General features: G+C 71.5%; 14 protein-coding genes. 1 reads left to right on the top strand and 13 read right to left on the bottom strand.

The window, feature by feature from the left end; translation table 11 throughout:
• Position 1 precedes the first annotated feature (1 nt).
• The 13 genes from nuoH to mqnC form a co-directional block, all read right to left on the bottom strand.
• The gene (gene nuoH, locus O7628_RS14320) at positions 2-1,354 is read right to left on the bottom strand and encodes an NADH-quinone oxidoreductase subunit NuoH (RefSeq protein ID WP_278131020.1); all 1,353 of its coding nucleotides are present in this window, start codon (positions 1,352-1,354) and stop codon (positions 2-4) included.
• Entirely contained in the window at positions 1,351-3,852 is a 2,502-nt protein-coding gene (locus O7628_RS14315) for an NADH-quinone oxidoreductase subunit G (protein WP_278131018.1), read from the bottom strand. The genes nuoH and O7628_RS14315 overlap by 4 nt, the downstream gene beginning before the upstream one ends.
• Entirely contained in the window at positions 3,852-5,168 is a 1,317-nt protein-coding gene (gene nuoF / locus O7628_RS14310) for an NADH-quinone oxidoreductase subunit NuoF (protein WP_043961427.1), read from the bottom strand. The genes O7628_RS14315 and nuoF overlap by 1 nt, the downstream gene beginning before the upstream one ends.
• Positions 5,165-6,175, bottom strand: a complete 1,011-nt coding sequence (gene nuoE, locus O7628_RS14305) for an NADH-quinone oxidoreductase subunit NuoE (RefSeq protein ID WP_278131014.1) — start codon at positions 6,173-6,175, stop codon at positions 5,165-5,167. Before nuoE ends, nuoF begins: the two co-directional genes overlap by 4 nt.
• Complete coding sequence (locus O7628_RS14300) at positions 6,172-7,497, bottom strand: NADH-quinone oxidoreductase subunit D (RefSeq protein ID WP_278131012.1); 1,326 nt, start codon at positions 7,495-7,497, stop codon at positions 6,172-6,174. Before O7628_RS14300 ends, nuoE begins: the two co-directional genes overlap by 4 nt.
• The gene (locus O7628_RS14295) at positions 7,494-8,231 is read right to left on the bottom strand and encodes an NADH-quinone oxidoreductase subunit C (protein ID WP_278131010.1); all 738 of its coding nucleotides are present in this window, start codon (positions 8,229-8,231) and stop codon (positions 7,494-7,496) included. The genes O7628_RS14300 and O7628_RS14295 overlap by 4 nt, the downstream gene beginning before the upstream one ends.
• 55 nt (positions 8,232-8,286) lie before the next feature.
• Positions 8,287-8,964 (bottom strand): NADH-quinone oxidoreductase subunit B, encoded by a 678-nt coding sequence (locus O7628_RS14290; protein ID WP_007074124.1) that lies wholly within the window; start codon positions 8,962-8,964, stop codon positions 8,287-8,289.
• 14 nt (positions 8,965-8,978) lie between these two features.
• Entirely contained in the window at positions 8,979-9,344 is a 366-nt protein-coding gene (locus O7628_RS14285) for an NADH-quinone oxidoreductase subunit A (RefSeq protein WP_043961418.1), read from the bottom strand.
• Between the two features lie 135 nt (positions 9,345-9,479).
• The gene (locus O7628_RS14280) at positions 9,480-10,754 is read right to left on the bottom strand and encodes a geranylgeranyl reductase family protein (protein ID WP_278131005.1); all 1,275 of its coding nucleotides are present in this window, start codon (positions 10,752-10,754) and stop codon (positions 9,480-9,482) included.
• A gap of 133 nt (positions 10,755-10,887) precedes the next feature.
• Entirely contained in the window at positions 10,888-11,139 is a 252-nt protein-coding gene (locus tag O7628_RS14275; protein WP_278131004.1) for a hypothetical protein, read from the bottom strand.
• A 65-nt stretch (positions 11,140-11,204) separates the two neighbouring features.
• Positions 11,205-11,918: a demethylmenaquinone methyltransferase gene (locus tag O7628_RS14270; RefSeq protein ID WP_278131002.1), complete on the bottom strand. Its 714-nt coding sequence runs from the start codon at positions 11,916-11,918 to the stop codon at positions 11,205-11,207.
• 104 nt (positions 11,919-12,022) lie between these two features.
• Positions 12,023-13,261 (bottom strand): cell wall anchor protein, encoded by a 1,239-nt coding sequence (locus tag O7628_RS14265; RefSeq protein WP_278131000.1) that lies wholly within the window; start codon positions 13,259-13,261, stop codon positions 12,023-12,025.
• A gap of 508 nt (positions 13,262-13,769) precedes the next feature.
• Positions 13,770-14,960: a cyclic dehypoxanthinyl futalosine synthase gene (gene mqnC, locus O7628_RS14260; protein ID WP_278130998.1), complete on the bottom strand. Its 1,191-nt coding sequence runs from the start codon at positions 14,958-14,960 to the stop codon at positions 13,770-13,772.
• Positions 14,961-15,155: 195 nt separating this feature from the next.
• On the opposite strand from mqnC, the gene O7628_RS14255 reads away from it, so the two are divergent.
• Entirely contained in the window at positions 15,156-16,358 is a 1,203-nt protein-coding gene (locus tag O7628_RS14255) for an ATP-binding protein (protein WP_278130996.1), read from the top strand.
• Positions 16,359-16,580: the final 222 nt, after the last annotated feature.

Here is a 16,580-nt window from a genome sequence, read left to right as displayed (position 1 = left end):
GTCACACCTCCCTGGAGTCCGAGCCGGCGGCGACGTTGGCCGGCTCCCGCTCGGCGACCACGCGCTTGGTGCGCGGGCTCGGTGGCACTTGCAGGTCCATCGGTGGCAGCGGGAAGCTGCCGTGCGGACGGCTGTTGACCTGCTCCTGGAGCGTCGGCTGCGGCTCCTTCTTGCGGCTCGGCCACAGCAGCGTCACCAGCAGCAGCACGCCCGCGCCGAGGCCCGTGGCGAGCAGCCGGTCCCGGGTCTGCCAGCCCTCGATCGAGCGCAGGCCGGCCAGGACCAGGATCCAGACCAGGTTGATCGGCAGCAGCACCTTCCAGCCGAACCGCATGAACTGGTCGTAGCGGAGCCGGGGCAGGGTGCCCCGCAGCCAGACGAAGACGAAGACCAGCGCCAGCACCTTGCCGAAGAACCAGAGCATCGGCCACCAGCCGGTGTTGGCGTCCGCCCACAGCGTGATCGGCCAGGGGGCCCGCCAGCCGCCGAGGAACAGCGTCGTGGTGACCGCGGACATGGTCACCATCGCCACGTACTCGCTGAGCATGAAGAGCGCGAACTTCAGCGAGCTGTACTCCGTCATGAAGCCGGCGACCAGCTCCGACTCGGCCTCGGGGAGGTCGAACGGCGCCCGGTTGGTCTCACCGACGGTGGCGATGAAGAAGATGATGAAGCTCGGCAGCAGCAGGATCGCGTACCAGCCGGGGGCCGGCACCTCGACGCCGGCGACGGTGAACCGGGTGGCGTCGCCCTGGGCGGCGACGATCCCGCTGGTCGACATCGTCCCGGCGGTCATGAACACCGCCACGATGCTCAGCCCCATCGCGACCTCGTAGGAGATCATCTGGGCGCTGGAGCGCAGGCCGCCGAGCAGCGGGTACGTCGAGCCGGAGGCCCAGCCGCCGAGCACGATGCCGTAGACGGCCAGCGACGAGCAGGCCAGCAGCACCAGCACCGCCACCGGCACGTCGGTGACCTGCAACGGCGTCCGGTGACCGAAGATGCTCACCATCGGGCCGAAGGGGATCACCGACAGCGCGGTGACCGCGCAGACCACCGAGATGACCGGCGCGAAGAAGTAGACGACCTTGTCCGCCGCCTTCGGGAGGATGTCCTCCTTGAAGGCCATCTTCAGGCCGTCGGCGAGGGTCTGAAGCAGGCCGAACGGGCCGACCTGGTTGGGGCCGGGCCGCACCTGCATGTAGCCGACGACCCGCCGCTCGAACCACACGCCGAGCAGCGTGGCCAGCAGGCCGAAGACGAAGGCGAACAGGACCTTGATCAGGACCAGCCACCACGGGTCCTTGCCGAAGTCGGCCAGCGTCGGGTCCTGCGCGAGGTAGACCGCGTTCACTGGGAAACACCCCCGGAGTTGAGGAGGGGACCCGGGCGGCCGGCGACGTCGGCGGCGACCGGGGCGGTCGCGGCGGGCGCGCTGATCCGTACCACCGTGCCGGACGTCGCGCCGAGGCCGCGCCGGACGGTGGAGCCGGGTGAGTTGGTCGGCAGCCAGACGACGCCGTCGGGCATCTCGGTGATCGCCGCCGGCAGGGTGATCGCCCCACGGTCGGTGCCCACCGTCACCGGGTCGCCGTCGGCGACGCCGAGGGCCTCCGCGGTGCCCTTGCCCAGCCGGGCCACCGGCGGGCGGGCCGTGCCGCCGAGGTGCTCGTCGCCGTCGGTCAGGCTGCCCAGGTCGACGAGCTGGTGCCAGGTGGCCAGCACGGCCTCCCCGGCACCGGGCTGCGGCACCGTGGCCGGCTGCACCGACGGCGTGGACGGCCGGTCGGCCCGGGTCGGCGGCAGGCTGCCCAGCTCGCGGCGGACGCTGAGCACGTCGCCGGTGCCGAGCTGCACGTCGAGCAGCGCGGCGAGGGCGTCGAGCACCCGGCCGTCGGTCATCGCGGCGGTGTGCAGGACCGCCTCGAAGGGCCGCAGGCGGCCCTCCCAGTCCAGGAAGCTGCCGGCCTTCTCGACCACCGGGGCGACCGGGAGGACCACGTCGGCCCGGCGGGCCACCGCGCTCATCCGCAGCTCCAGGCTGACCAGGAACGGCACCGCGTCCAGGGCCTGCTCGGCCAGCCGGGGGTCGGCCAGGTCGGCCGGGTCGACGCCGGCCACCACCAGCGCGCCGAGCTGACCGCCCGCCGCCGCCGAGAGGATGGCGTCGGTGTCCCGGCCGGCCTGGCTCGGGATCACGCCGGCCGGGATGTCCCACGCCTCGCCCAGCTCGGCCCGCGCGGCCGGCTCGGTGACCGGACGGCCGCCGGGGAGCAGGTTGGGCAGGCAGCCCGCGTCGACCGCGCCCCGGTCGCCCGCGCGCCGCGGCACCCAGGCCAGCTTCGCGCCCGTACGCCGGGCCACGTCCGCCGCCGCCGACAGGCCGCCGGGCACCTCGCCCAGCCGCTCGCCGACGATCAGGATCGCGCCGGGGGTGCTCAGCGCCTCGGCCACCGTGGCGTGCTCGGCGAGCACGCTCGCCTCCTCGCCCGGCACCACCCGGGCCAGCTTGGCCCCGAGCTTCTCCAGGCCGCGCGTGGCGAACGGCGCGATCGCGTACACCGTCAGCTTCTTCTTCAGGTACGCCTTGCGCAGCCGCAGGAAGAGGATCGGGCACTCCTCCTCCGGCTCCAGGCCGACGAGCACCACGGCGGGGGCGTTCTCCACGTCCGCGTAGGTGACGTCGGTGCGCCCGGCGACCGAGCTGGCCAGGAAGTCGGACTCCTCACGGGAGACCGGCCGGGCCCGGAAGTCGATGTCGTTGGTGCGCAGGGCGACCCGGGCGAACTTCGCGTACGCGTAGGCGTCCTCGACGGTGAGCCGGCCGCCGGTCAGCACCGCCGTGCCCCGGGCGGAGTCCCGGGCCGCGGCCAGCCCCTCGGCGGCGACGGTCAGCGCCTCGCTCCACGACGCCTCGCGCAGCTCACCGGTCTCGGCGTCGCGCACGAGCGGGTTGGTGATCCGGTCGAACGCGCGGGTGTACTGGAAGCCCCAGCGGCCCTTGTCGCAGTTCCACTCCTCGTTGACCTGCGGGTCGTCGCCGGCCAGCCGGCGCAGCACCTTGCCCCGCCGCCAGTCGGTGCGCTGCGCGCAGCCGGCCGAGCAGTGCTCGCAGACGCTGGGGCTGGAGACCAGGTCGAACGGGCGGGCCCGGAACCGGTACTGCGCGCCGGTCAGCGCGCCCACCGGGCAGATCTGCACGGTGTTGCCGGAGAAGTAGGAGTTGAACGGGACGTCGCCGCTGTCCTCGCCGGCCTCCGCGCCGTACTCCTCGTCCCGGTAGATGTTGATCTCCTCGGCGGACGACCGGCCCATCAGGTCGATGAACTTGTCGCCCGCGATCTCCTCGGAGAACCGGGTGCAGCGCTGGCAGAGCACGCAGCGCTCGCGGTCGAGCAGCACCTGGGTGCTGATCGGCAGCGGCTTGGGGTATTCCCGCTTGTGCTCGTGGAACCGGGAGTCCGTGCGGCCGGTGGACATCGCCTGGTTCTGTAGCGGGCACTCGCCGCCCTTGTCACACATCGGGCAGTCGAGGGGGTGGTTCATGAGCAGCAGCTCCATGACCCCCTCCTGCGCCTTCTTGGCGACCGGCGAGGTGAGCTGGGTGCGCACCACCATGCCCTCGGCGACGGTCTGGGTGCAGGAGGCCACCGGCTTGCGCTGGCCCTCCACCTCGACCAGGCACTGCCGGCACGCGCCGGCCGGGGCCAGCAGCGGGTGGTCGCAGAAGCGCGGGATCTCGGTGCCCAACTGCTCGGCGACCCGGATCAGCAGCGCGCCCTTGGGTGCGGTGACCTCGACGCCGTCGATGGTGAGCGTGACGGTCTCGGTCTGCTTGGCTACGTCGGTCATCAGTGCGCTCCCACCAGCTGCTTGTCCGACAGCTTCGGCGCGGTACGTCCCTCGATGTAGTCGAGGTAGTCCTGCTTGAAGTACTTCAGCGACGAGGTCACCGAGCTGGTCGCACCGTCACCCAGGCCGCAGAACGAGCGGCCGAGGATGTTGTCGCAGGTGTCGAGCAGGGTGTCCAGGTCCTCGTGGGTGCCCTGGCCGGCGAGGATCCGCCGGTAGACCCGGACCATCCAGTAGTTGCCCTCGCGGCACGGGGTGCACTTGCCGCACGACTCGTGGTGGTAGAACTCCAGCCACCGGTAGGTCGCGTAGACCGGGCAGTCCTGGTCGGAGAAGAGCTGGGTGGCCGTGGTGCCCAGGATCGAGCCGGCCGCCGCCACCCCCTCGAAGTCCAGCGGCACGTCCAGGTGCTCGGCGGTGAGCAGCGGGGTGGACGAGCCGCCCGGGGTCCAGAACCGCAGGTTGTGGCCCGGCTGCATCCCGCCGGCCAGCTCCAGCAGCTCGCGCAGCGTGACGCCCATCGTGCACTCGTACTGGCCGGGGTTGGCGACCCGGCCGGAGAGCGAGTAGATCATCGGTCCGGACGACTTCTCCGTGCCCATGGTCTTCCACCAGTCGGCCCCGCCGAGCACGATGTACGGCACGCTGGCGATGGTGCCGACGTTGTTGACCACGGTGGGGCTGGCGTAGAGGCCGTGGGTCGCCGGGAACGGCGGGCGCAGCCGGGGCTGGCCCCGGAAGCCCTCCAGCGAGTCCAGCAGCGCGGTCTCCTCGCCGCAGATGTACGCCCCCGCGCCCGAGTGCACCACCAGGTCCAGGTCGAATCCGGAGCCGAGGATGTTGCGCCCGAGGTAGCCCTTGGCGTACGCCTCCTGGACGGCGCTGCGCAGCCGGCGCGCGGCGTGCACCGCCTCGCCCCGGATGTAGATGTACGCCCGGCTGGCCCGGATCGCGTACGACCCGATGATCACGCCCTCGACCAGCGAGTGCGGGTCGTGGGTCATCAGCGGCAGGTCCTTGCAGGTGCCCGGCTCGCCCTCGTCGGCGTTGACCACCAGGTAGTGCGGCTTGCCGTCGCCCTGCGGGATGAAGCCCCACTTCAGGCCGGTCGGGAAGCCCGCGCCGCCGCGACCGCGCAGCCCGGAGTCCTTGATGAGCTGGATCAGGTCGTCCGGGTGCGCCTTGAGCGCCTTGCGCAGGGCGGCGTAGCCGTCGAGCTTCTCGTAGGTGCCGATCCGCCAGGCGTCCGGCGACAGCCAACGCTTGGTGAGCACGGGGGTGAGCTTGGCCAGGGTCTCCGGCCGGGGAGTCGTCACTGCTGGGCCTCCGCTTCCTTGAGGGAGCGCTCCTGGGCTTCGGCGTCGTCGCCGGCGGGCTTGCGGTCGCCGGCCGGCGGGTTCGCGGCGGCGCCCGCGGCCTGGGCCTGCTGGGCGTCGCGCGGGACCGGGGGCGCCCCGTCGACCGGCACCGCCACGCCGGGCGCGGCCGGCGCGGGCTCGGCTGCCGGAGCCGGCTTCGCGGCCTTCGCCTTCTCGGCGTCCGCCTGGGCCTTCGCCTCGGCAGCGGCCTTGTCGGCCTCGGCCTTCGCCTTCTCGGCGTCCGCCTTCGCCTTCGCCTCGGCGGCGGCCCGGTCGGCCTCGGCCTTGCTCCGGATCGGGGTGTTCGGGTCGTAGCCCGGCACCGAGATGCCGTGCTGCTCGGCCAGCCGCAGGCCCCGCAGGGTGGGCTCGCCCGGGCCGCCGTCGGCGACCGCGCCCTCGCGCTCGTCGGCGAAGCCGGCGAGCTGCACCGACATCTCCTTGAGCGTGCAGAGCCGCGCGCCCCGGGTCGGCATCGGCCGGCCGCCGGCCCGCAGCTCCTCGACCACCCCGACCGCGGTCTGCGGGTCGACGCCGTCGAAGAAGTCGTAGTTGACCGTCATGACGGGGCCGTAGTCGCAGGCCGCGAGACACTCGGCGTGCTCCAGGGTGACCTTGCCGTCGGCGGTGGTCTCGTCGTGCCCGACGCCCAGGTGCTCGGCGAGGGTGTCGTAGACCTCCTGCCCGCCCAGCACGTTGCACATCGTGTTGGTGCAGACGCTGACCAGGTAGTCACCGGTCGGCCGGCGCTTGTACATCGTGTAGAAGGTGGCGACCGCGCCGACCTGGGCCTTGTTCAGGCCGAGCACCTCGGCGCAGAACTCGACGCCGGCCGGGGAGACGTACCCCTCCTCCGACTGCACCAGGTGCAGCAGCGGCAGCAGCGCCGACCGGGACCGGTCGGCCGGGTAGCGGGCGATGATCTCGCGCGCCCGCTCCCGCGTCTCGTCAGTGAAAGTCGTCATCGGTCACAACCACCCATCACGGGGTCCAGCGAGGCGCCGCCGGCGATCACGTCGGCGATCAGGCCGCCCTCGGCCATCGCCGGGAGGGCCTGGAGGTTGACGAAGCTCGGCTCCCGGTAGTGCACCCGGTAGGGCCGGGTGCCGCCGTCGGAGACCGCGTGCACGCCCAGCTCGCCCCGGGGCGACTCGATGCCGACGTACACCTGGCCGGGCGGGACCCGGAAGCCCTCGGTGACGAGCTTGAAGTGGTGGATCAGGGACTCCATCGACTGGCCCATGATCTTGGCGACGTGCTCCAGCGAGTTGCCCATGCCGTCGACGCCGATGGCGAGCTGCGCCGGCCAGGCGATCTTCTTGTCGGCCACCATCACCGGGCCCGGCCTGAGCCGGTCGAGCGCCTGCTCGACGAGCTTCAGCGACTCCCGGATCTCGGCGACCCGCACCAGGTAGCGGCCCCAGACGTCGCCGTCCGGGTGGGTGGGCACGTCGAACTCGTAGGACTCGTAGCCGCAGTAGGGCATCGTCTTGCGCAGGTCCCAGGCGAGGCCGGCGGAGCGCAGCACGGGGCCGGTGACGCCCAGCGCCAGGCAGCCCGTCACGTCGAGCACCGCCACGTGCTTGGTGCGCTCGGTCCAGATCGGCTGGCCGGAGAGGAGGTCCTCGTACTCCTTGAGCTTCTTCGGCATCATCTTCAGGAAGTCGCGGATCTTGCGGATCGCGTCGTCCGGGACGTCCTGCGCCACGCCGCCCGGCCGGACGTACGCGTGGTTCATCCGCAGGCCGGTGATGGTCTCGAAGATGTCGAGGATGTACTCCCGCTCGCGGAAGCCGTACAGCATGATCGAGATCGCGCCCAGCTCCATGCCGGTGGTGGCCAGCCAGACCAGGTGCGACGAGATCCGGTTGAGCTCCATCATCAGGACCCGGATCGTGGTGGCCCGCTCGGTCACGTCGTCGGTGATGCCGAGCAGCTTCTCCACCGCGAGGCTGTAGGCCGTCTCGTTGAAGATCGGGGAGAGGTAGTCCATCCGGGTCACGAACGTCGAACCCTGCACCCAGTTGCGGTATTCGAGGTTCTTCTCGATGCCGGTGTGCAGGTAGCCGACGACCGACCGGGCCTCCCGGACGGTCTCGCCCTCCAGCTCCAGGATCAGCCGGAGCACGCCGTGCGTCGACGGGTGCTGCGGACCCATGTTGACGACGATCCGCTCGTCGTTGATCGGGTCCGTGCCGGAGACCACCTGGTCCCAGTCCCCACCGGTGACGGTGAAGACCTTGCCCTCGGTCGTCTCGCGCTCGGTGGCGTAGTTCGACGTCGTCACTGGTACGACCTCCGTCGGTCCGGCGGCGGGATCTCCGCGCCCTTGTACTCGACGGGCACGCCGCCGAGCGGGTAGTCCTTGCGCTGCGGGTGCCCCTCCCAGTCGTCCGGCATGAGGATCCGGGTCAGGTTGGGGTGGCCGTCGAAGACGATGCCGAACATGTCGTACGCCTCCCGCTCCTGCCAGTCGGCGGTCGGGTAGACGGCGGTGACGCTCGGCAGGTGCGGGGCCTCGGCGGAGACCGCGGCCTCCAGCCGCAGCCGGCGGCGGTAGGTCATCGAGGTGAGCTGGTAGACCACGTGCAGCCGGCGCTCGTCCGCGCCCAGGTAGTCGACGCCGGACACCGAGGAGCACAGCTCGAAGCGGAGCGCGAGGTCGTCGCGCAGCACCTGGCAGACCTCGGCGATGCGCTCCGGGCGCACGTGCAGGGTCAGCTCGCCCCGGTCGACCACGACCTTCTCGATCGCGTCGCCGAAGTCCGGGTACGCCTCCTCCAGCGCGTCGCGGACCTCGTCGAAGTAGCCCCCGTAGGGCCGGGGGGTCTCCTCGATCGGCTGCTGCCGGCGGACCAGGCCGCCGAAGCCGGAGACGTCGCCGGTGCCGTGGGTGCCGAACATGCCGCGCCCGGCCGGGCTCGACGGCGGGTGCTCGGCCGGCGCGCCGCTGCTGGCGCCGGCCGGCGTCACCGGCACGGGCAGACCGCCGGTGCTGTTCCTGTCGTTCGGTGCGGTCACTGTGCCTGCCCTCCGATCGCGACTGCGGGGCTCCGCTCCGCTGCACTCCTCGCGCTCACTTGGGGCCCCCGTGCGGGTGGAGGTGGTTCTGCGCGTTCATCCAGTTCTCGATCCGCAGCTGCTCCTCGCGCCCCTCGCGGACCGCCCGGGTCCACTCGGCGCGGCGGGCCTTGTCGTTGCGGTACGACGAGGGCATCGAGCCGTACGGCACGACGGGGACGTCGCCGCGCTCCTGGCGGGCCTGGAGCATCTTGCGGCCGTTCGGGCCCAGCGGCTCATACATGATCTTCTCGCGGAGCTTGAGGATCGCGTCGATGAGCATCTCCGGCCGGGGCGGGCAGCCCGGGAGGTACATGTCGACCGGGACGATGTGGTCGACGCCCTGCACGATGGCGTAGTTGTTGAACATGCCGCCGCTGCTGGCGCAGACGCCCATCGAGAGCACCCAGCGGGGCTCGGCCATCTGGTCGTAGATCTGGCGCAGGACCGGGGCCATCTTCTGGCTCACCCGGCCGGCGACGATCATCAGGTCCGCCTGGCGGGGCGAGGCGCGGAACACCTCCATGCCCCAGCGGCCCATGTCGTAGTGCGGGCCACCGGCGGCCATCATCTCGATGGCGCAGCAGGCCAGGCCGAAGGTGGCGCCCCAGACGGACGACTTCCGCGACCAGTTGACCAGCTTCTCCACGGAGGTGAGCAGGACGCCGGCGGGAAGCTTCTCCTCGATACCCATCTGACGTACCTCCCTCAGTCCCAGTCCAGGCCGCCGCGCCGCCACACGTAGGCGTACGCGACGAAGACCGCGACGATGAACAGGACCATCTCCACGAAGCCGAAGATCGGCAGGGCGTCGAACGAGACCGCCCAGGGGTAGAGGAAGATGATCTCGATGTCGAAGACGATGAAGAGCATCGCCGTCAGGTAGAACTTGATCGGGAACCGGCCGCCCCCGACGGGCTGCGGGCTGGGCTCGATGCCGCACTCGTACGCCTCGAGCTTCGCCTTGTTGTAACGGCGGGGGCCGGCGAAGCGGGCGGCGGCCACGGAGAACAGCGAGAACGCCGCGGCGAGGGCGAACAGCCCGATAATGGGTGCGTAAGGCGAGAGCGTCATCGTGGTCTCCTGCTCGTCCTTCCCTGCCCTCGGCGGTGGTGGGCCAAAATCACACTATTCACGTCCCTCACGACGGCTGTCGGCGGGGGTCGATCTCTGCCTGGCCGGTGTCCTCGTCGACCTCGGCCCGATGGCTCACACGGCGGGTGCCGCCTTCGTCATCGCGTTGATGACCCGGTCCATCGCGTCCCCGCCGCGCGGGTCGGTCAGGTTGGCCAGCAGCTTGAGCACGAAGCGCATGAGGGCGGGGTGCGGCATGCCGTGCTTCGTGGCGACCCGCATGATCTCCGGACGGCCGATCAGCTTCACGAAGATGCCGCCGAGCCGGTAGTAGCCGCCGAAGCGGGCCTTCAGCTCCTGCGGGTAGGCCTGTAGCGCCCGCTCCCGCTCGGTGCCGGCCGGCCGGGCGAGGGCCTGCACCGCGACCTCGGCGGCCAGCTCGCCGGACTCCATCGCGTAGGCGATGCCCTCGCCGTTGAACGGGTTGACCATGCCGCCGGAGTCGCCGACCAGCAGGACGCCCCGGGTGTAGTGCGGCACCCGGTTGAAGCCCATCGGCAGCGCCGCGCCGAGGATCGGCCCCTCGGCGTTCGTCTCGTCGGTCAGCCCCCACTCCTCGGGGGTGTTGGCCAGCCAGTCGGTGAGCAGCCGCCGGTAGTTGGTCTTGCCGAAGGCGGTGGAGGAGTTGAGGATGCCCAGGCCGGCGTTGACCCGCCCGTCGCCGAGGCCGAAGATCCAGCCGTAGCCGGGCAGCAGCTCGCCGTTGCCCTTGCCGCGCAGCTCCAGCCACGACTCCAGGTAGTCGTCGTCGTGCTTGGCGGGCGAGCGGTAGTAGCGCCGGACGGCCACGCCGATCGGCCGGTCCTCGCGCTTGGCCAGCCCGAGGGCGAGCGGGAATCGGCCGGAGACGCCGTCGGCCGCGACCACCAGCGGCGCGCGGAAGGTGGCGGGCTCCTTCTCCGGGCCCACCTCGGCCACCACGCCGATCACCCGGTCGTCGGCGTCGAGCACCGGGCCGGTCACGTTGACGCTGGTGCGCAGCTTCGCCCCGGCCGAGACGGCGCGCTGGGCGAGCAGGTCGTCGAAGTCGAGCCGGGTGCGGACCAGCCCGTAGTTGGGGAAGCTGGCCAGGTCGGGCCAGTCCAGCTCCAGCCGGACGCCGCCGCCGATCACCCGCAGGCCCCGGTTGTGCAGCCAGCCCGCCTCGGTCGAGGTGTCCACGCCCATCCGGATGAGCTGCCGGACCGCGCGCGGGGTCAGCCCGTCGCCGCAGACCTTCTCCCGGGGGAACTCGGTCTTCTCCAGCAGCAGCACCCGCACGCCGTGCCGAGCCAGGTGGTACGCCGTCGCCGAGCCGCCGGGACCGGCGCCCACGACGATCACGTCGGCGTCGTTCTCCACCGCGGTCATCTGCGCCTCCTCCCCATGCTCGTGAAATGCTTCACAAGCCAGTCGGGTGGAGTCTATGACCGACGTGACACGCGCGCCCGGTTAGGTGGCCCTAACTTGCCGAGGTGAGGGCCACCAAGGTCCACTTCGGTCGTCAGCGCGGGACGGGAACGGTGACGTTCAGCCCGGCATCGGCCACGGCGTCCAGTCCGGCGTCGGCCCGGATCGACTCGGGTAGGTGTTCGCGCAGCGCGCCGCCGGCCACCCGGTCGAGCGCGGCCAGCACCTCGGCGACCACGCGGCGCACGTCGGCGGGATCGGCCCCGGCGAGGTCCCGGAGCTGCGCGACCAGCTCCGCCGCGTCGTCGTCGGGCGACACGCCGCCCGCCTGATCTGCTCCGGTCATGCCGCGAGCCTAAGCGGCAAAGTGGACTATTTCCGCACAATTGGGAAAGGTGTGGGCGACTCGGGTCAGGCGCGGCGGGTCGCGCGGTGCAGCGCCACGACGCCGCCCGTGAGGTTGCGCCACGCCACCCGCTCCCAGCCGGTCGCGCCGATCCGCCCGGCCAGGGCCGGCTGGTCCGGCCACGCCCGGATCGACTCGGCCAGGTAGACGTACGCCTCCGGGTTGCTCGCCACCGTGCGGGCCACCGCCGGCAACGACCGCATCAGGTACGACAGGTAGATCGTCCGGAAGGCGGGGTTGACCGGCGTGCTGAACTCGCAGACCACCAGCCGGCCGCCGGGCCGGGTGACCCGGGCCAGCTCGCGCAGGGCGGCGTCGGTGTCCGACACGTTGCGCAGCGCGAAGGAGATGGTCACCGCGTCGAAGCTGGCGTCGGCGAAGGGCAGCCGCAGCGCGTCACCGGCCAGCAGCGGCACCGTCGGGCGGGACCGCTTGCCGGCGTGCAGCATGCCGAGGGAGAGGTCGACGCCGACCGCGTACGCGCCGGGCTGGGACAGCTCCTCCGTGGAGACGCCGGTGCCCGCGCCCACGTCCAGCACCCGGTCGCCGGGGCCGAGCCCCAGGGCCGCCCGGGTGGCCCGCCGCCACGAGCGGTCCTGCCCGAAGGAGAGGACCGTGTTGGTCAGGTCATAGCGGGCCGCCACCCCGTCGAACATCGCGGCGACCTCGTGCGGCTGCTTGTCCAGGCTGGCGCGCTGGCCCTGCGGGGTACGGCTCACCCCTCCACTCTGCCAGCCGCCGCCCGGACGCGGTACGGGCGGGGTGGTCGCCCACCCCGCCCGTACCGTCGTGCCCGGTCGCTGACCGGCTGTCGTGCCCCGGGTCAGTCGGTCGACTTCTCGTCGCCCGGCGTGACCAGCACCACCCGGCGACGGCGGGCCAGCATGAGCAGCACGCCGCCGGCCAGCAGCACGGCCGCGCCGACGCCACCGATCAGGCCGGCCTGCACACCGGTCACCGGCAGCCCGCCGCCGCCACCGCTGCTGCTCGGCGAGGGGGTGACGCCCGGCCCGCCGGAGGGCGACGCGGTCGGCGTGGCGCTCGGCTCACCGGTCGGGGTCGGCGTGGGGGTGGGCTGGGCCGACAGGTCCACGAACACGTCGAAGACGGCCTGGTTGTCGACCTCGTCCGTCTCGGCGAAGGCGCGACGCTGCGCCGAGGAGGCGACGCGCGGCTCCTCCTCGGGCTCGCCCTCCGCCCCGTCCAGCCCGTACGCGAACAGCTCGCCCGGGCGCAGGACCGGCTCGGCCGCGTCCTCGGCGACCTTCACCTGCACGTCGTCGGTGTAGTACTCGCCCGGCTTCACCACCGCGCCCGCGTCCTCGCAGAGCGCCTGGGCCAGCCCGCCGATCTCCTGCTCGACGCAGTTGTCGGGGAGCTTCGCGAAGCTGACCTTCGCCGGCAGGGTGAGCATGTAGAAGATGCCCGTCGCCCGGCGGCTGCCGTCGTTGTAGACCGCCCAGTCCAGCGGGGCGGTGCCGCCGCGCGGGATCGGCTTGAGGTCCGGCTCGCTGTTCTGCGCGCCGTCGACCACGACATTGGCGTACCCGTCCTGCACCCAGGAGGTGAGGTCGTAGCCGGGGCGGGTCACGGTGATGTCGACGGTCTCGGAGTTGTCGTCGGCGTTCGGGTCGGCGGTCGCCGAGGTGATCGTCACCTTCAGCGAACCGCCCTTGCCGCGGAGGCCCGTGCTGAACAGCGGGATGCCGAAGTCCTCGGTGGTGCCCCCGGCCAGGTCGCCGAGCAGGCAGGTGAACGTGGTGCCGGCGACGTCGCAGCCCTGCGGGACGACGAAGCCGACCCGCTGGGTCAGCCCCTTCGTCTCCACGGTGACCCGGACGTCGCGGGCCACGGCCGAGCTGCGGGTGTTGTCGACGGTGAACTTGAAGGGCTTGGCCTTGGCCGCCTGCACGCCCCGGGCCAGGTTCTGGCTGAGCGGGACGAGCGCCAGGTCGGCCTGGTCGGCCGCCTGCGCCGGGGCGGCGGCGGTGGCGAGGCCACCGGCGGCCAGCAGCGCCGCGGCGCCGACACGGGCCAGCGCCGAACGGTGGAACGAGGTCATTGATCCCCCGAGACAGGAAGAGGGAGGTTGCGGAATCGAGCGGACGTTATCCGAGGTAGATCGTTCGCGCCAGCGGCGGCACGGGTTGTTCACCGCTTCGACCACGGCCCGTACCGACAGTGAGGGCGGGATGGTCGCCCATCCCGCCCTCGCTGCGGTGCGTTATGTGAACGGCCCTCATGGGCCGATGGAGGATGTGGCCCGCCGGCCGTTCCACCTCGGCCGACCCGCTCCGACCTGCGTCGGAGGGTGCGCGCCGCACGTTATCGGCCGCTGGGCGACGCCGCCACCCCCCGCGCCGACGATGCCCGGACCATACGTTCGGTCACCTTCAGGGATTGTCGGGATTCGCCGCTTGTGGGGCGGGCCCGCAACCAGGCGCGTCCCCCGAACGGCGACCACTAATGGCCTCCCGACGACCGGTCACGGGACTTTCGGGCGGTCACGCTGCGGACCGCCGTCGACACCGTGCGTCACGGCCGGGTGCGGCCCGGGGATCGCCCTCCCGTCAGCGGGCGTCGACCAGCGGCAGGGTCTTCCCGACCCCGCCGCCCGGCAGCGCGATCGAGGAGAAGTGCGAGACCACCCGGTCGTCGGTCGGGTCGTCGGCCGGGGTGTGGTGCACCGCGAGCCGGCGGTAGAGGGTGTCCCGCTGGGCGGGGATGCGGTCCGCCGACCGGATCATGCCGATCAGCTCGTGCAGGTTGGACCGGTGCCGCGCGCCCGCCGAGGAGATCACGTTCTCCTCCAGCATGATCGAGCCGAGGTCGTCCACGCCCATGTGCAGGGCGAGCTGGCCGACGTCCTTGCCGGTGGTCAGCCAGGACGCCTGAAGATGCGGCACCGTCTCGAAGAAGAGCCGGGAGACCGCAACCAGGCGCAGGTATTCCAGCGTCGTCGCCTGGGTGCGCCCCTTGAGGTGGTTGTTCTCCGGCTGGTACGTCCACGGGATGAACGCCCGGAAGCCCCTGGTGCGGTCCTGCACGTCGCGGATCATCCGCAGGTGCTCGATCCGCTCGGCGGCCGTCTCGCCGGTGCCCATCATCATCGTGGCGGTCGACTCCAGGCCCTGCCGGTGGGCCAGCTCCATGACCTCCAGCCAGCGCGCGCCGGACTCCTTGAGCGGGGCGATCGCCTTACGCGGCCGGTCCGGCAGCATCTCCGCGCCGGCACCGGCGATCGAGTCGAGCCCGGCCGCCTTGATCCGCGCGATCGCCTCGTCGAGGCTCACGCCGGAGACCTTGGCCATGTGCAGGATCTCGCTCGGCCCGATGGAGTGGATGGCGAGCTGCGGGTACGCCTGCTTGACCGAGGAGAACAGCTCCTCGTAGTACTCCACGCCGTAGTCGGGGTGGTGGCCGCCCTGGAGCATGACCTGGGTCGCGCCCAGCTCGACCGCCTCGCCGCAGCGGCGCAGGATCTCCTCGGTCGGGTGGGTCCACCCCTCCTTGTGCTTGGGCGCACGGTAGAAGGCGCAGAACTTGCACGCCGTCACGCAGACGTTCGTGTAGTTGATGTTGCGGTCGATCAGGTAGGTGACGATGTTGTCGGGGTAGCGCCGCCGGCGCACCGCGTCGGCCGCCTCACCGAGGGCGTGGAAGGGCGCCTCGGTGTAGAGCAGCAGGGCCTCCTCGGGCGTGATCCGCCCGCCGTCCGCGCCGCGTTGCAGGATGTCGTCGATCTCCCGGCTCACCGTCACGCCTCCGAGCGTACGTCGCACGCGCCGACAGCCGCCCGCACCCTACCCAGAGCCGTTCCGGTGAGCCACGACACGTGGCTCCATGGGCCACCAGCAGGCCCTGAGCGTCACTTTCTGACGCGCAGGGGGGTGAGAGGAGGTAAAGTATCCACTGTTAGTGGATTGGGGGTGCGGGCGATGCTTCTACGCTTCCGGGTGACCAACTTCGCCTCGCTGCGGGACGAGGCCGAGTTGAGCCTCGTGGCGACCGACCCGCATCCAGGCCTCGCCACCCGCCCGGTGCCGCGAGAGAAGTTGGATGCCCTGCCCGTCGCCGGCATCTTCGGGCCGAACGCCTCCGGCAAATCCAACGTGATCAAGGCCTTGGGGTTCGCCCGCGACGCGGTGCGCCTCTCCCACCAGCGGTGGCTGCCAGAGGAGCCGATCCCGGGCAGGTGGCCGTTCCGGCTCGACGACGACAGCGGAACCCGACCGAGCGAGTTCGTCTTCGACCTCGTCGTCGACGACGTCAGATACGAGTTCGGCTTCGCACTGGATGACGAGGCGATCCAGCAGGAGTGGCTGTACGCGTTCCCCAAGGGGCGGCGGCAGGTCTACCTCGAACGCGAGGGCAGTTCCCTGCACTTCGGCAACCACCTGACGGGGCCACGTGAGCTGATCGCGGAGACGGTGCGGCCCAACAGCCTGTTCCTCTCCGCCGCCGCCACCCACAACCACGCCCAACTCGGCCGCATCTACCGCTGGTTCAGCCCACGGCAGATGATCGCGCCGGGAGACGAGCCGCCTTCTCGGCGTCCGCCGCACACCCTGCCGGACGAGCGGATGCTTGCGCTACTGCGCTTCGCAGACCTGGGCATCGTCGGCGCGGCGGTCGTCCAGAGCGATGCGACCAGGGGGCCTGCGCCGTTCGAGCCGCAGATCGAGTTCCTGCACTCCGCGTCCACCGAGAACGGCAGGGCCACCCTGCCCTGGCAGTGGGAGTCGGCAGGCACGCGCAGTTGGTTCGATCTGCTGCAACTGGCGGTGCGAGCCCTCGACGTCGGCGGTCTACTGGCCGTCGACGACCTGGGCACCGAGCTGCACCCACTCCTCACCGCCGCGCTGATCCGCCTGTTCCATCAGCCGGAAACCAACCCTCATGGGGCTCAGCTCATCTTCAACAGCCACGACGTCGGCCTTCTCGGCCGCCACCGCGAGATCCGGCTCGCCAGGGACCAGGTGTGGCTCACCGAGAAGGACGGCTCCGGGGCAACCCGGCTGTATCCCCTCAGCGAGTTTCGGGTGCGTGGGGGGCTCGACGATGTCGAGGGCAGGTATCTGAAGGGCCGCTACGGGGCGGTGCCCTTCCTGGATCACGAGTTGCTGGACCTCCTGGTCCCGCCGACGCGAGCGGCCTGACCCCCGCGAAAACTTTAACCACTGAAACATCCGACATTGATGCCTAAGGCTAGGGCGCGTAAGGTTAGGGGCATGTCCACCGAACCGTGCCGCTCTCGAACCGTCCGGCAATGACTCGGGCCGGCAGGCCGTTACGACGTCGACCAGGTCGCCGCGACGAGCGGAAGACCTATCTGATCTGCTGCGAAGGCGAGAACACCGAAACCCTCTACTTCAAGGGGT

Source organism: Micromonospora sp. WMMD956 (assembly GCF_029626125.1).
GTDB classification, from domain to species: domain Bacteria; phylum Actinomycetota; class Actinomycetes; order Mycobacteriales; family Micromonosporaceae; genus Micromonospora; species Micromonospora carbonacea.
This window is presented reverse-complemented; position numbering and strand designations above follow the sequence as displayed.

What these genes read in the sequence shown, in the direction of transcription:
- O7628_RS14315 (WP_278131018.1), bottom strand. Translation starts at nt 3,852, where the DNA reads ATGACCGACGTAGCCAAGCAGACCGAGACCGTCACGCTCACCATCGAC.
- O7628_RS14275 (WP_278131004.1), bottom strand. Translation starts at nt 11,139, where the DNA reads ATGACCGGAGCAGATCAGGCGGGCGGCGTGTCGCCCGACGACGACGCG.
- O7628_RS14280 (WP_278131005.1), bottom strand. Translation starts at nt 10,754, where the DNA reads ATGACCGCGGTGGAGAACGACGCCGACGTGATCGTCGTGGGCGCCGGT.
- nuoE (WP_278131014.1), bottom strand. Translation starts at nt 6,175, where the DNA reads ATGACGACTTTCACTGACGAGACGCGGGAGCGGGCGCGCGAGATCATC.
- O7628_RS14265 (WP_278131000.1), bottom strand. Translation starts at nt 13,261, where the DNA reads ATGACCTCGTTCCACCGTTCGGCGCTGGCCCGTGTCGGCGCCGCGGCG.
- O7628_RS14285 (WP_043961418.1), bottom strand. Translation starts at nt 9,344, where the DNA reads ATGACGCTCTCGCCTTACGCACCCATTATCGGGCTGTTCGCCCTCGCC.
- O7628_RS14290 (WP_007074124.1), bottom strand. Translation starts at nt 8,964, where the DNA reads ATGGGTATCGAGGAGAAGCTTCCCGCCGGCGTCCTGCTCACCTCCGTG.